Source organism: Neoroseomonas lacus (genome assembly GCF_014644535.1).
In the GTDB taxonomy this organism is placed as follows: Bacteria; Pseudomonadota; Alphaproteobacteria; order Acetobacterales; family Acetobacteraceae; genus Neoroseomonas; species Neoroseomonas lacus.
The window spans coordinates 72,713-86,567 of record NZ_BMKW01000006.1; the positions used below are offsets into that span (position 1 = coordinate 72,713).

12 protein-coding genes are annotated in these 13,855 nt (G+C 71.3%); 4 read left to right on the top strand and 8 right to left on the bottom strand.

Annotation, left to right across the window (positions count from 1 at the left end):
• Positions 1-43 precede the first annotated feature (43 nt).
• The 4 genes from IEY36_RS12905 to IEY36_RS12920 are packed head-to-tail and all read left to right on the top strand — an operon-like array spanning position 44 to position 3,292.
• On the top strand, positions 44-1,108 hold the full coding sequence (locus tag IEY36_RS12905; RefSeq protein WP_188967486.1) for a type III polyketide synthase: 1,065 nt from the start codon (positions 44-46) through the stop codon (positions 1,106-1,108).
• Entirely contained in the window at positions 1,108-1,809 is a 702-nt protein-coding gene (locus tag IEY36_RS12910) for a methyltransferase domain-containing protein (RefSeq protein WP_188967487.1), read from the top strand. Before IEY36_RS12905 ends, IEY36_RS12910 begins: the two co-directional genes overlap by 1 nt.
• On the top strand, positions 1,806-3,011 hold the full coding sequence (locus IEY36_RS12915; RefSeq protein WP_188967488.1) for an NAD(P)/FAD-dependent oxidoreductase: 1,206 nt from the start codon (positions 1,806-1,808) through the stop codon (positions 3,009-3,011). Before IEY36_RS12910 ends, IEY36_RS12915 begins: the two co-directional genes overlap by 4 nt.
• A 59-nt stretch (positions 3,012-3,070) precedes the next feature.
• The gene (locus IEY36_RS12920; protein WP_188967489.1) at positions 3,071-3,292 is read left to right on the top strand and encodes a YMGG-like glycine zipper-containing protein; all 222 of its coding nucleotides are present in this window, start codon (positions 3,071-3,073) and stop codon (positions 3,290-3,292) included.
• A gap of 286 nt (positions 3,293-3,578) precedes the next feature.
• Here the strand turns inward: IEY36_RS12920 and IEY36_RS12925 are convergent, their stop codons facing one another.
• From IEY36_RS12925 to IEY36_RS12960, 8 genes are all read right to left on the bottom strand, one after another.
• A complete protein-coding gene (locus IEY36_RS12925) occupies positions 3,579-4,697 on the bottom strand; it encodes an ABC transporter permease (RefSeq protein WP_188967490.1) in 1,119 nt (372 codons plus the stop codon).
• Positions 4,694-5,395, bottom strand: coding sequence for an ABC transporter ATP-binding protein (locus IEY36_RS12930; RefSeq protein WP_188967491.1), 702 nt, complete (start codon positions 5,393-5,395; stop codon positions 4,694-4,696). The genes IEY36_RS12925 and IEY36_RS12930 overlap by 4 nt, the downstream gene beginning before the upstream one ends.
• Entirely contained in the window at positions 5,392-5,982 is a 591-nt protein-coding gene (locus IEY36_RS12935) for an ABC transporter substrate-binding protein (protein ID WP_188967492.1), read from the bottom strand. The genes IEY36_RS12930 and IEY36_RS12935 overlap by 4 nt, the downstream gene beginning before the upstream one ends.
• A gap of 525 nt (positions 5,983-6,507) precedes the next feature.
• Positions 6,508-7,275, bottom strand: a complete 768-nt coding sequence (locus IEY36_RS12940) for a metallophosphoesterase family protein (protein ID WP_188967493.1) — start codon at positions 7,273-7,275, stop codon at positions 6,508-6,510.
• Complete coding sequence (locus IEY36_RS12945) at positions 7,272-8,174, bottom strand: diacylglycerol/lipid kinase family protein (RefSeq protein WP_188967494.1); 903 nt, start codon at positions 8,172-8,174, stop codon at positions 7,272-7,274. Before IEY36_RS12945 ends, IEY36_RS12940 begins: the two co-directional genes overlap by 4 nt.
• A 193-nt stretch (positions 8,175-8,367) precedes the next feature.
• A complete protein-coding gene (locus IEY36_RS12950; protein ID WP_188967495.1) occupies positions 8,368-10,950 on the bottom strand; it encodes a DNA translocase FtsK in 2,583 nt (860 codons plus the stop codon).
• Positions 10,951-11,208: 258 nt separating this feature from the next.
• Entirely contained in the window at positions 11,209-11,718 is a 510-nt protein-coding gene (locus tag IEY36_RS12955) for a nitrogen regulation protein NR(II) (RefSeq protein WP_188967496.1), read from the bottom strand.
• Positions 11,715-13,463: a transglycosylase domain-containing protein gene (locus IEY36_RS12960; protein ID WP_229681293.1), complete on the bottom strand. Its 1,749-nt coding sequence runs from the start codon at positions 13,461-13,463 to the stop codon at positions 11,715-11,717. The genes IEY36_RS12955 and IEY36_RS12960 overlap by 4 nt, the downstream gene beginning before the upstream one ends.
• Positions 13,464-13,855 lie beyond the last annotated feature (392 nt).

The following is a 13,855-nucleotide window of genomic DNA, read 5'->3' on the forward strand; positions in this document are numbered from 1 at the left end:
CGCGCTTGCTCCACCTGGGTGCAGGGATTATGCACCCCGGCAGATGACCGAAACATTCATCAATCGAATCGCCTGCGCGGTCCCGCCGAATCAAATTCACGAGGCCTTCTGCATTTTCGCCGGCCGCCACGCGCTGCAAGGCCGCGACGCAAAGACCTTCGCCCGCATGGCCGAGCGCAGCCAGATCGAGAAGCGTTGGTCGGTCCTGGAACCGTCAGAGCCGCTCGGCAGCGGCACCAGCTGTGGCTTCTACCAATGGGGCGCGGCCTTCCCCTCAACCAGGTCCCGCATGCAGCGCTACGAGGCCGCCGCCCCGGCGCTGGCCAAATCGGCGCTCGACACGCTCGGCCTGGAGGCGGAAGCACCGCGCGTCACCCATCTGGTCTTTGCGAGCTGCACGGGCTTTGTCGCCCCCGGCATCGACCAGTGGGTCATCAACCACTACGGCATCCGCGGCAGCGTCGAACGCAGCATCGTCGGCTTCATGGGCTGCCAGGCGGCGATCAACGCGCTGAAACTCGCCTGGCACATCGTGCGCAGCCAGCCCGAGGCACGCGTGCTGGTCATCTGCCTGGAACTCTGCACGCTGCACCTGCAGGGCACTTCGGCGATCGAACAATTGCTGTCATTCCAGATCTTCGCCGATGGCTGCGCCGCCGCCCTCGTCACCGCCGATCCGATCGGCCTGCGCATGGACGGCTTCCACGCCGGGCTGGTGCCGCAGGCCGCCGACCAGATCACCTGGCGCATCGGTGACAGCGGCTTCGACATGACGCTGTCGGGCATGGTGCCCTTCACCCTCGCCCATGCGCTGCCCGACTGGAGCGAGCAGATCCTCGGTGGCGCTGACCCTTCCGAGATCGACCTGTGGGCGGTGCATCCGGGCGGCCGCAGCATCCTCGATGCTGTGGCTCATGGCCTCGACCTTCCCGAGAATGCACTGGCGCCGAGCCGCGCGGTGCTCCGCGACCACGGCAACATGTCCTCCGCCACCGTGATGTTTGTGATGCGCAACATGATGGCGCAGGCGAGCCCCGGCCAGCGCGGCTGCGCCATGGCCTTCGGCCCCGGCCTGTCCGCCGAGACCATGCGGTTCGTGACCGTGTGATGCCCGGCGGCTGGCTCGCCACCCGCAGCGCCGGCCCGGAATGGATGGACGATGCGGCGCAGGGCGAACCGGCCTTCCACAGCGCGCTGCGCGACCTCGAATTCCTCAACCGCATCAGCTTCGGCTACCGCCCGACCTTGCGCTTCCTCGATGCGCTGGTGGCGCGGACGGGGGCCACATCCCTGTCGGTGCTCGATGTCGGCGCCGGCGGTGGCGACATGCTGCGGCGGGTCGCGCGCTGGGGTGTCGAGCGCGGCATTACGCTCGAACTCACCGGTCTCGACCGCAGCCCTTCCGCGGTGACATCGGCGCGCCGCGCCGGCACCCCGGGGGACTGGATCACCGCGGACCTCTTCGACCTGCCGGCCGAGGCGCGCTTCGACGTCATCCTCTCCGCCCTGTTCACGCACCATCTGCCCGATCCCGACCTGGTCCGCTTCCTGCGCTGGATGGAACGGCATGCGCGGCGCGGCTGGATGATCAACGACCTGCATCGCCACGCCATCCCGTGGTGCGGGCTTTGGGTCGGCACGCGGGCGATGCGGCTCGACCCGATGGTGGTGCATGATTCCACCATCTCCGTCGCGCGCGCCTTCACCCGTGCCGATTGGCGCCGCCTCTCGGCCGAGGCCGGCGTCGCGCCGCGCATCGCCTGGCAGTTCCCGTTCCGCTGGTCGGTGTCGCGGATCATCGTGCCGTGAGCGATGCCGACGTGCTGGTCGCCGGTGGCGGCCCAGCCGGGGCGGCCTGCGCCATCATGCTCGCGCGCGGCGGGCGTCGCGTGGTTCTGGTGGAACGCGAAACCGGCCCGCGCGAGAAGGTCTGCGGCGAATTCCTCGGCGCCGATGCGCTGGCCTGCCTCGCCGCGCTCGGGCTCGACCCGTTCGCGCTGGGCGGCGTGCGCATCGCCGAGGCGCAGGTGGCGCGGGGCCGGGGTACGGCGGGATTCGTGCTGCCCTTCGCCGCCGCCGGCCTGCCGCGCCGCGTGTTGGATGAGGCCCTGCTCGATGCCGCGATCGCGTCGGGCGTGACCCTGCTGCGCGGCGCGTCCGTGCGCGATGCGGTGCGCGAGAGCCGCTCGCCTTCGGATGGGATCATCCGAGCGCATGACGATGCGCGCCGAAGAACGCCTGGCGCAGGTGGTGTGAACACCCGTGACCACGGCATGCCCGGGGGCGCGGCCTGGAGCCTGCGCCTGTCGGACGGAACGCGGCTGCGCGCGCCGCACCTGGTGCTCGCCACCGGAAAGCATGCGCTGCGCGGTTTCGTCCGCGCCGGGACGGCCGGCGGGTCGGTCGGCGCGAAGCTGCATCTGCGCCTGCGTGCGCCGCTGCGTGCCGTCACGCTGTTGCCCTGCGCGGGCGGCTATGCGGGGTTGCAGCCCAGCGGCGATGGCGCGGCGAATCTCTGTGCTGCACTGGCGGCGCATCAGGTCACCGCGCTGCAGGATGCCGCGACTTTCGTCGCTTTGGTGCGCGACGGCTCGCCGCTCGGCGCGGCGCTGCTCGACGGCGCGCGGCCCCTGATGCAACGTCCGCTCGCCGTGGCGGGCGTGCCCTATGGCTTCCTGCATCGCGACCCGGTGGATGCCGACCCGGCGCTGTGGCGCCTGGGCGACCAATTCGCCGTCATTCCCTCCCTGCTTGGCGATGGCATGGCGATGGCCATGGCTAGTGGCATGGCGGCGGCGGCGGCGATGCTCGGGGGCGAAACGGCGCCGGCCTTCCACGCCGCCTGGCGCCGCCGGCTGGTCGCGCCCATGCGCATCGCCGGGCTGGTGGGCCACGTGTTCCGACAGCGGCCGGGGGTGTTCGCCGGGATTGTCGCCATGGCGCCGGGCGTGGCGCGGCTGGTGGCCCGGCGGACGCGCGTCATCACGGGCGAGGCGCCACGCGCGGCCTGACCGGCGCAACCCGGCGTCCGCCGGCGCGTTACCGCTCCAGCCACAACAGGAGAATGGTCATGATCCGCAAGATCCCCGCCCTCATCGCGCTGACGGCTGGCCTCGGTCTGTCTGCCTGCGGCGAAACCCCGGGCGAGCGTGCCATCACCGGTGGCCTGCTCGGCGCCGGTACCGGTGCCGCGGTTGGTTCCTTCTCCGGCAATGCCGGGACGGGCGCGCTGATCGGTGGCGCGGTGGGCGCGGTGGGCGGTGCGGCAACGGCGCCGGGTGTGCTGCGCTGACGCGATGACGGCAGCGATCGCCATTCGCTTTCGAAGCCTCAGGAATGGACAGGCGTCGCCCCTCCAAACTACCCCGACAACGTACCGGGCACGTTGGTATGCACCCTTTGCCAGAATGCCCCCGTTGTCGGAATTAGCGCGGTGACCCACTCCCGCGCCCGAAGCACGTAGTGGGGGGCGCAATGACGCACCTGCCCAACGGCAGGCATCGTTTTCCAAAGGCCCCCCGGCCTTTGGCGGCGTGAGGTCCGGAGGGCGCAACGTCCCTCGTTGATCCGCTGCGCCGCTACCCTCGCCGCAACGCCGCCGCCGGTGACAGCCGCACCGCTCGCCACGCCGGATACAGGGCCCCTGCCGCACACAGCACCATCGCCCCCGCCAGCGGCACGCCCAGCCCCATGACGGTCGGCTTGAAGGTGATGTAGCGCCCGATGGCCGGGATCGCCTCGAACAGCCCGGTGAAGGCGATGCCGATCCCGGTGCCGAGCACGCACCCCATTGTCCCCAGCATCATCCCTTCCAGCAGGATCAGCCCGAGCAGCCGGCCGTCCGTCCAGCCCATCGCCGCGATGATGCCGATCTCGCGCGTGCGTTCCTGCACCGACATCAGTTGCGAACTCAGGACATTCAGCCCGCCCAGCGCCAGCGCGATCAGCGACACCGCCAGCGAGACCGCGTTCAGCACCGCGAGGTTGCGGTCAGTGTCCATCACCTCCGCCGCATCCGAGACCAGCACCGGGCCGGCGGCGGCGAGCGCCGCGCGCACTTCCTCCCGATGCGCGACGGTGCGCGGTTCCGCCAGTCGGATATGGAAGCCGGTCACCTGCCCGGTGCGGAAGGTGAGCGCCTGCAGCGCGGTGAGCGGCATCAGCACCACGCTGCGATTCATCCGCGACTTCCACCGCGCGATGCCGACAACCTCGAAAGGCTCATCCTGCAACTCGATCATCGCGCCGGGCGCGAGGCCGAGGCTCTCCGCGATGACGTCGCCGAGCACCACCTGGCGGTCGTCACCCTCCCGCAGATTGCGTCCCGCCACGATCGGCGCCTGGCGCAGCGCCGCCGAGCCGGGCGCGGCGCCAGCAACCAGGATGGGCCGCCCGCTCGCATTGGTCGCGAAGGCGATCAACTCGCCATCGACGCCGGCGACGCCGGGGATGGTGGCGAGCCGCGCACCCAGAGTCTCCGGCAACCGGCCGCCAAAGGCATCGGTCGAGGCGCGTTGCGACACGATGAGGTCGGCGCCGCGCTCATTCAAGCTGTCGCCCACGCCGCTCCTGATGCCCTGGCCGAGCGACAGCAGCGCCACCGCGCCACCCACTGCAAGCCCGATTCCGATGGTGGACAGCACGGTGCGCGTCGGCCGCCGGCGCAGATTGATCAGAGCAAGACCCAGCAGGTTCATGCCGCGAGCACCCCGGCCGGCTCATCTGCCATCACCGAGCCGTCATGCATCCGGATGCGCCGCGGGCAACGTGCCGCCAGCGCCGGGTCATGCGTCACCATCAGCAACGTCATGCCGTCCTCCTCCGGCAGGCGCAGCAGCAGCGCCGCGATCGCCTCGGCATTGCCGCTGTCGAGGCTGCCGGTCGGCTCATCGGCCAGCAGCAAAGCAGGGCGCCGCACCAGCGCGCGGGCGATCGCCACGCGCTGGCGTTCACCGCCTGACATCTCGGCCGGCAGATGCGTTGCCCGGCCCGCCATGCCGACGCGTTCCAGCGCCGCCTCGGCACGCTCGCGCTGCACGCGTTCGGACAGGCCGCCGCCCATCAGGGCGAGTTCCACATTCTGCCGCGAGGTCAGAGTCGGCAGCAGGTTGAATTCCTGGAACACGATGCCGATCGCCTGGCCGCGCAGCGCCGACCATTCGCGCCGTGCGCTGACTGGCCTGCCCTGCCACAACACCCGCCCGGCATCGGGGATGTCGATGCCACCGGCGATGTTCAGCAGGCAGGTCTTGCCCGAACCGCTGCGTCCGGTCAGCGCCACGCGCTCGCCGGCACCGATGCTGAGGCTGACATCGCGCAGCGCCGTCACGCGACCGCCATCGAAGCTGCGCGAGACACTCTCGAAGGCGATCAGCGGCGGTCTGATGCCGGTCATGGCAGCGGCGCGCCATGGGCCAACCCGGCGATCGCCGCTTCGGCATTGCCCTCGGCGGTATCGAAGGCGGCGCGCACCTGCTCATGCAGCACCGAGCTGAGGCTGACGCCATCGGCCGAGACATCGCTTGCCCGCCAGCCCCAGGGCCCGCCCGGTCGCAGCCGCCAGACCAGCGTGCGTTCCTCGGTTTCCGCAACAGACAGCCTGGCGGTGACGGAGAAGCCATCCGCTCGCTGGTGCGTGCGCAGCAGCGTCAGCGTACCTGGGCCACGGCGGCGCGCGCAGTCCCGTGCCAGCCTTTCGCGCAGGGCGGCGGTGAAGCGCGCATGGCCGTCGTCGCCGAGCTTGAGCCAGATGAAATCGCCGGCGACGGCGTGGGCAAGGAGCGGGATGTCGAAGCTGGCCTCGGCCTGGGTGTCGCAGGCGGCGATGCGCGGTGCGCCTGGCGGGGTCGCGGCGATCTCGCGCCAGCCGGCTTCGCTGCGGAGGAGGAAACTCTCGACCGGCGGTGGTTCCGCCGCGACGGCCGACGCCATGCAGGCCAGGAAAGGGGCGAGGATGCCGGCGTGGCGCATGGCCGGCTTCATACGCCGCATCCGTCGGGGCGCCAATCGCCGATGGGGCGAGCCGGTGCCGGTGGTCTCATGCCAACGGCACTATTTGATGGCCGGAAAGGGAAGGTTGGAGGGGCGCCGCCCCTCCAAGCCACCCCGCCAACGTGCAGTGCACTTTGGAATGCCATCTTTTGGCGCTGGGCACTGTACGCATCCTGTGGCCACGGCGCGCGCTTCGTGCGCAAGGGCGGGTTTCGCCACCACTGCTGACCGCTGCGCAAGGCACCAAGTCGAGGTTTCCAAAGGCCCTTAGGCCTTTGGTGGGGAGAGTGCGAGAGGGGCGACGCCCCTCTCGGTCCCACCGGTCAAGCTCAAGGGCCGCCGGTATCATACCAACAGCCGACCGCTGGCATCCGCCGCAACAGGCCCTCGGACGCGCCGTGCCGGAGGCACGCCTCCGGCGTGACGCGCAGACCTCCGACTTGCTTGGCCTTCGCCAGACCGCTGGCGGGCCGCATTGGCGACCTCGGCACGAGTCGTAGCCGTGGGCCGCCGGTATCAAGCGGCCTCGCTGCCCGTCGGCGCCGCGTCCCGCCATGTTAGCCCCTCGGCGATACGCTGCCGGACCAGCGGTGGCCCATCCTCGTCCAACTCGATCAATGTCCAGCCATTCGGCACGCCCTGTACGCGATGGGACAGTGTGCTGCCGCAGATCACGACCGGCGGACTGCCGGGGATCGGCGCCGAGCGATGCAGGTGGCCCGAGAGAACCGCGCAAACCCCGGCGCGCCCCATCATCGCCAGCGCGGCGCCGGCGCCAAGCGGCCTGGCGCGGCCGGGCGCCATCGGCGGGTGGCGTAGCGGGTGGTGTGCGACCACAACGACACGACGCTCCCCGGCCGCCTCGATCCGCGAGGCGAGACGCGCCAGCCGCGCGGCCGAGACACCGCCGGCCGACCAGTCGAGATGCGGTTGCGCCCGCCGCACCGTATCGAGTCCGATCAGCGCCAGCCCAGGCAGCATCACCACCGGTTCGGTGGTTTGCGAGATGAAGCGCCGCCACCGCCGCCGCGGGTCGAACATCCGCTCGAACAGCGCGCGGGCCGGGATGTCGTGATTGCCCGGCACGGCGACGACGGGGGCGGGCAGTGTGGCGATGAAAGCTGCCGCCGCCTCGAATTCCAGCTGCCGCGCACGCTGCGTCAGGTCGCCGCTGATCGCGATGGCATCGGGCGCGAAGCTGGCGATGTCCTCGATCAACGGCCCAACCAAAGCAGGCAGATGCGCACCGAAATGGATATCGGACAGATGCGCGATGCGGATCATCCACGCGGCGGCCGCAGCACGCGCAGCGCATCGGGCCGCAGGCGGAAGCGCAGCGGCGCTTCCAGCAGATGCTGTTCGCCATCGAGGGTGACGCGCAGCCTTCCGTCGATGCCCTGCACCGCCAGATGCGGCCGATCGAAGGCGGTCACGCCCTGATCCGTGGCGAGGCGCCCGCGAATCCAGCGCCAGCCCTGCCGCAGCCCGGCGAGCAGGCCGCCGCGGCGCACCGCATGCACCTCGAAGCACGGCAAGGCACCGGGTGGCGGCAGCGTCACCACCACGGCATCGGCCCGGATGCGGCGGCCCTCGGCACGCAGGCGGAGTGACCGGCGCGGCGCCCGCGCCATGCTCCGCAGCGTCGCGCGGATCAGCGGCAGCCAGCCGGCAAGGCCGACCCCGCGCTGCATTTCGCGAAAGCGCACCAGCCGCGACGGTCGCCCGACGATGGATTGATAGAGGAAGACCCGGCCGTTCAGCGTGCCCAGCGCCAGCGTCTCCACCGTCGCGCCGGCAAGGCTGCGCGCCGCCGCCAGCGGGTCGGACGGGATGCCGAGTCGCGCGGCCAGCCGGTTCATCGTACCGCCCGGCAGGACGCCCAGCATGACATCCAGCCCCACGATCCCCTCGGCAACGGCGCGGATCGTACCATCGCCGCCAAGGGTGAACACCACCGCCGGCCGCGCCGCGAGCGCCGCCGCGAGCTGGGCATCGAGCGGCAGGTCCGGTCGCGCCGGCATCGCGACATCATATCCGGCTCCCCCGAGCGCGGCGACGAGTCTGTCGATCCCGTCGCCATCCAGGCGTGCGGAACCGGCGGCCGGATTGACCAGCAGTGCAGCGGGTATCGGCCGCGCCATGACGGCATCGGCGGGCGAATGGACGGTCGGGTGTTCCGGCATGGCGCAGCAACGCGGCGGCGGGGGCGTGGTTGCATCGGATCAGGGGGGAGGAAGGTCCAAGTGGCGCTACCCTTCGAGCAGCCTGGCAGGAAGCTCGGTTTGAGGCCGTCGTGAAGGTCGAGGGGCGCTGCCCCTCGAGCACCCCGGCAGGAAACTCAGTTTCCTGCACCTTCGGGCGATTGCTGCGCAATTGTCAGTCGCGCGGGCCCGGCGCCAATACCTCGCGTTTGCCGACATGGTTGGCGGCGCCGACGACGCCCTGCTTTTCCATCTGCTCGATCAGCTTCGCCGCGCGATTGTAGCCGATGTTCAAATGACGCTGGACGAAGGAGGTGCTCGCCTTGCCCTCCCGCGTCACCAGATCCACCGCCTGGTCGTACAGCGAAGCCTCGCCATCCGTGTTGCCGCCCAGCATGCCGGGCTGCATGCCGTCCTCATCCGGCTCCTCGGTGACTTCCTCGATGTAGGAAGGCTCGCCCTGTTCGCGCAGGAATTCCACCACGCGCTCGACCTCGGTGTCCGACACGAAAGGCCCATGCACGCGCGCCAGCCGCCCGCCGCCAGGCATGTGCAGCATGTCACCCTGGCCGAGCAGCTGCTCCGCGCCCTGCTCGCCGAGAATGGTGCGGCTGTCGATCTTCGAGGTCACCTGGAAGGAGATGCGCGTCGGGAAATTCGCCTTGATGGTGCCGGTGATGACATCAACCGACGGCCGCTGCGTCGCCATGATCACATGGATGCCCGCGGCACGCGCCATCTGCGCGAGGCGCTGCACGGCGGCCTCGATCTCCTTGCCGGCGACGATCATCAGATCGGCCATTTCGTCGATGACGACGACGATCATCGGCAGCGGCTCGAGCGCGAGCGGCTGTTCCTCAAACACCGGCTTGCCAGTATCGGGGTCGAAGCCGGTCTGCACCTTGCGCGTCAGCACCTCGCCACGCGTGCGCGCCGCGACGACCTTGTCGTTGTAGCCGCCGATGTTTCGCACGCCGAGCTGCGACATGGAGCGATACCGTCGCTCCATCTCGCGCACCGTCCATTTCAGCGCGCCGATCGCCTTGGGCGGTTCCGTCACCACCGGCGCCAGCAGATGCGGGATGCGGTCATAGACCGACAATTCCAGCATCTTCGGGTCGATCATGATGAAGCGGCATTCCTCCGGCCCGAAGCGATAGAGCAGCGACAGGATCATCGTGTTGATGCCGACCGACTTCCCCGAGCCGGTGGTGCCCGCGATCAGCAGATGCGGCATGCGTGCGAGGTCGGCGATGACCGGCCCGCCGCCGATATCCTTGCCCAGCGCCAGCGGCAGCTTCGCCTGGTGCCGTCCCCAGGATTCATCGGCGAACATCTCGGACAGGTACACGGTCTCGCGCTTGGCATTCGGCATCTCGATGCCGATCACGTTGCGCCCCGGCACCGTCGCGATACGGACCGCGATCAGCGACATCGACCGTGCGATATCGTCGGCGAGGCCGATGACGCGCGAGGATTTCGTCCCCGGCGCCGGCTCCAGTTCATACAGCGTCACCACCGGGCCGGGGCGTATCTCGGCGATGCGCCCGCGCACGCCGTAATCCTCCAGCACGCTCTCCAGCAGCCGCGCATTGGCCTGCAGCGATTCCTCCGAAGGCCGGCCGGTGCGCCGCGCTGGCGCCTCGGTCAGCAGGTCGAGCGGCGGCAGCTTCCACCCCTCGGTGCCGAGGTCGAGCGCGCGCTGCTCCGGCGCGCGGCGGCCCCGGTCGGGCGCGCGGTCCAGCACCTTGGTGCGCGAGGCCAGCCGTGGCTTGCCGGCGGGCTCGGTGCCCGGCCGCACGTCGCCATCCTGGCCCGGCAGCGGGGCGGGCGGGTCGGTCGGGTTGGGCGGAACGGCGGTCGCCGCCTCATCAGCCGCGCGCAACATCGCGCCGAGCGGCGTGGCATTCGGCTCCCGCCGCATCAGCGCGCCGGCGCCGCGGCCAACGCTGCGGCCCATGCTGCGGAAGGGTACGCCCAGCCGGGCGAACAGCCCCGGCACCGCCGGGTCGCGCCGCTCGGGTTCGTGATCCGGCTCTTCCTCGTCACGACCGGGGCCTTGGCGACGCAGGCTGGCCGCACCGCTGCGTGCCGCGCCGACGGCGACCTGCCCGGCGCCGACCGCCACGCGACCGGCGCCGCGCCATTCACCCACCGTCAGCCCGCAGGCGATGAAGGCGGTGCCGACCGCGGCGACCATCACGATACCCTGGCCGACCAACATGCCGGCCGGCCCGAGGACGCGCGCCAGCGTATCCACCAGCAGCCCGGCCACGGTCGGCCCGACAATTCCGCCCGGCCCCGCCTCGACCGGCAGCAACTGGGGCAGCGGCAACAGCGACAGCGCCGCCGCAGCCATCGGCATCCCCGCCAGCAGCCCCAGCAGCCGTACCGTGACCGACCCGATGCCGCGATGCGTCACCAGCCGGAACGCCCAGGCGAGCAGTGCCAGGCAGGGCAGCGCCGCGCCGAAGCCGAAGCCCTGCAGCATCAGGTCCGACACCACCGCGCCCACCGGCCCGGCCAAGTTCGTGGTCGGCCCATGGGTCGCGGTATTGAAGGACGGGTCTGCCGGATTGTGGCTGCCCAGCGCGACGCCGAGTCCGATGGCGACGATCGCCACCAGCAGGCCGAACATCTCCATCGCCCGACGGCGCAGCACCGCACGGACAGCGGCCGAGGCGAAACGGCCGGAACCGGAACTGGCGGAGGACCGGACGGAGGCCGGCGAGGGGTCGGTCAATGCGGCGCGGGTCATCGGCTCTTTGTCTTGATCCTGGCTGGCAATGCTACACGGGAAGTGCCTGCCGGCGCAGTGTTTCGGCGAGGGTGGCACGGATTGCCCCAACGAGGCGTTGCCGCCGCGCCACGGTGCCCCCGCCGCACCGCGCAAGACGCCCTAGCCGCCCTGACGCCGCCGCCCGGCACCAGGCTGAGGTTTCCAAAGGCCCTTAGGCCTTTGGTGGGGAGGTTCGGAGGGGCAAAGCCCCTCTGATCAACAGCCCGCCCCAACGCCTCAAGCCCCCGCCAGGAACACCGGCGGCGGCACCTCGCCACCCGGCAGGGCGGTAGCCACCAGTACCGCGCCGCCCGGTGCGGGCTCCAACGCCAATCGCAGCACGCTGCTCGGCGGGGCCATCGCCGCGGCCTCCCGTGCGAGGCGCAAGATCGTCGCCTGCAACGCCGCCGGCGAGGCCGCCAGCGGCGGCAGCACCGGCGCCGCCACCATCTCCGCCAGGCGGCCAGGCCCAACGCTCAGCCGCACCAGTGGATTCATGCCGGCGAAGACGGCCTGCGCCGGTGTCCCGTCCGGGGGCGGCGCGCCGAGGGCGAGATAGGCGTGCAGCAGCGCCTGCAAACGCGCCGAGGCGTCGGTCAGCCGCTCGGCGCGGGCGATGTCGCGCTCGCTGGCGCCGCGGGCCCGCTGCATCAATTCGGCGGTGCCGGACAGTGCGGCGAGCAGGTTGTTCGCCTCATGCCGCACCGGTCGGGCCAGCTCGACGAGCAGGTCAAGCGGGTCGGTCATTCGCCGCCCCGGCCGCGCTGGCTGTCCAGGATGTCGTGGAAGAGACGCGCCGGCAGGCCCCCGCCGGCCACCCCATCCATCGGCGTCGCATCGTCATTGCCCAGCCAGATACCCATCACCAGCCCCCCCGCGATGCCGATGAACCAGGCATCGCGATTATCCTGCGTCGTGCCGGTCTTGCCCGCCACCACAATGCCGACCACCGCGGCGGCGCGGCCGGTGCCCCGCGATACCGTCGCGCCCATCATCCGGCGCATCGCCTCGGCCGCCTCGGCGGTGATGACCGGCGCGGGGGCCGGCGGCAGCCAGGCGATCGGGCGCCCCTCCGCGCGCGCCTCCGCCACGCCGAAGGGGGCGATGCGCCGCCCGCCATTGGCAAAGGGCGCATAGGCCGCGACCAGGTCGAGCAGCGTCACCTCCGCGGTGCCGAGCGCGATCGAGGCATCGCGTGGGAACGGCCCCGGCAGGCCAAGCCGCTGCGCCACGGCGGCGACGGCCCGCGCCCCGCCGGCGCGCTGCATGACCCGCACAGCCGCGGTGTTCACCGAAAAGGCCAGGGCGTCCTCGATGCTGATCTCCCCGCGCGTCCGCCAATGGCCATTGCCCGGCGACCAGCCACCCAGGCTGATCGGCCCGTCCGAGACCATGTCATCCGGCCGCCCCCCCGCCTCGATCGCGGCGAGATAGACGAAGGGCTTGAAGGCCGAGCCCGGCTGCCGCCGCGCCTGGGTGGCGCGGTTGAACGGGCTGGCGCGGTAGTCGCGGCCGCCGGCCATGGCGCGCACGGCGCCGGAGCCGGCCTCGATCGCCACCACCGCGCCCTGGGAGACGCCGGCGGGGCGGCCCTGGCTGGCCAGCATCGCCTCCAGCCGTGCCTCGACCGCCGCCTGCAACCGCGAATCGAGCGTGGTGCGCAGCAACAGGTCCGAGGTCGCCGGGGCGCGGTCGCCGATGCGGTCGCGCACCCAATCGGCGAACCAGCCGGCATCGCGCGACGGCGCGCGCGGGAATTGCAGGCGTTCGGCCTCGACCATCGCGCTGGCGGCGGTCAGCGCGCCGGTCTCGACCATGGCGTCCAGCACCTCCACCGCGCGATGCACCGCCGCGCTCGGGTTGACGCGCGGATTGTAGCGCGACGGCGCCCTGGGCAGCCCGGCCAGCACTGCCGCCTGGCCCGGTGTCAGCCGCCGCGCCGGCACGCCGAAATACAGCCGCGCCGCTGCATCCACGCCATAGGTTCCGGCGCCGAGATAGACGCGGTTGAGGTAGATCGTCAGCAGTTCATCCTTGGTGAAGCGCTGTTCCAGCCACAAAGCGAGCAGCGCTTCCTGCACCTTGCGCCGCAGGCTGCGCTCGGGCGTGAGGAACAGGTTCTTGGCCAACTGCTGGGTCAGCGTCGAGCCGCCCTGCACGACCCGCCCGGCGGTCACGTTCACCACCATGGCGCGCACCAGCCCGACCAGGTCCAGGCCCCTATGGTCGCGGAAGCGGCGATCCTCGATGGCGATGAAGGCGGCCGGCACATGGGCCGGCAGGTCGCGCAGCCGCACCGTCTCGCCATACAGGTCGCCGCTGGTCGACAGCAGCGAGCCATCGGCGGCGACCATGGTGACCGAAGGCCGCCGGGTGATCAGCGAATCCTCCGGCCGAGGCAGGTCCCAGGCGAAGAAGATCACCGCGACGAAGGCGGCAACCAGGCCCCAGACAGCGAGGAAAAGTGCCCAGCGGAACAGGCGCGGCGCCATCCGGCGTCGCGCGCGAGCGGGGGGTGCGGGTCGGGCGGGTGCGGCGATGGGGGATCGCCGCACCCGTGGCGCGACGGCACGGGGCATTGAAGGCGCCTATAGCATGGCGGGGGGAGCGCGTCGCAAATCTCGGCGGAAGGTCAGAGGGGCGCCGCCCCTCCGAACCACCCCGCCAAAGGGCTGGGCCCTTTGGAATGCCTTTCCGTGGCTCCGGGCGCCGTTGTCGGATTGGGCGTCGGAACCCACCCCCGCGCCCCGTTCGACCGCGTGACGGCCCCCGGCCCGACGGGCGTGACCGATTGCCCGCCGCCAATTCAATTCCTGCCACCCGGCACGACAGCCAGGATCGGCATCAGGATTCATCGCCCTGCACAGCGCGACGCTCGTTCCCG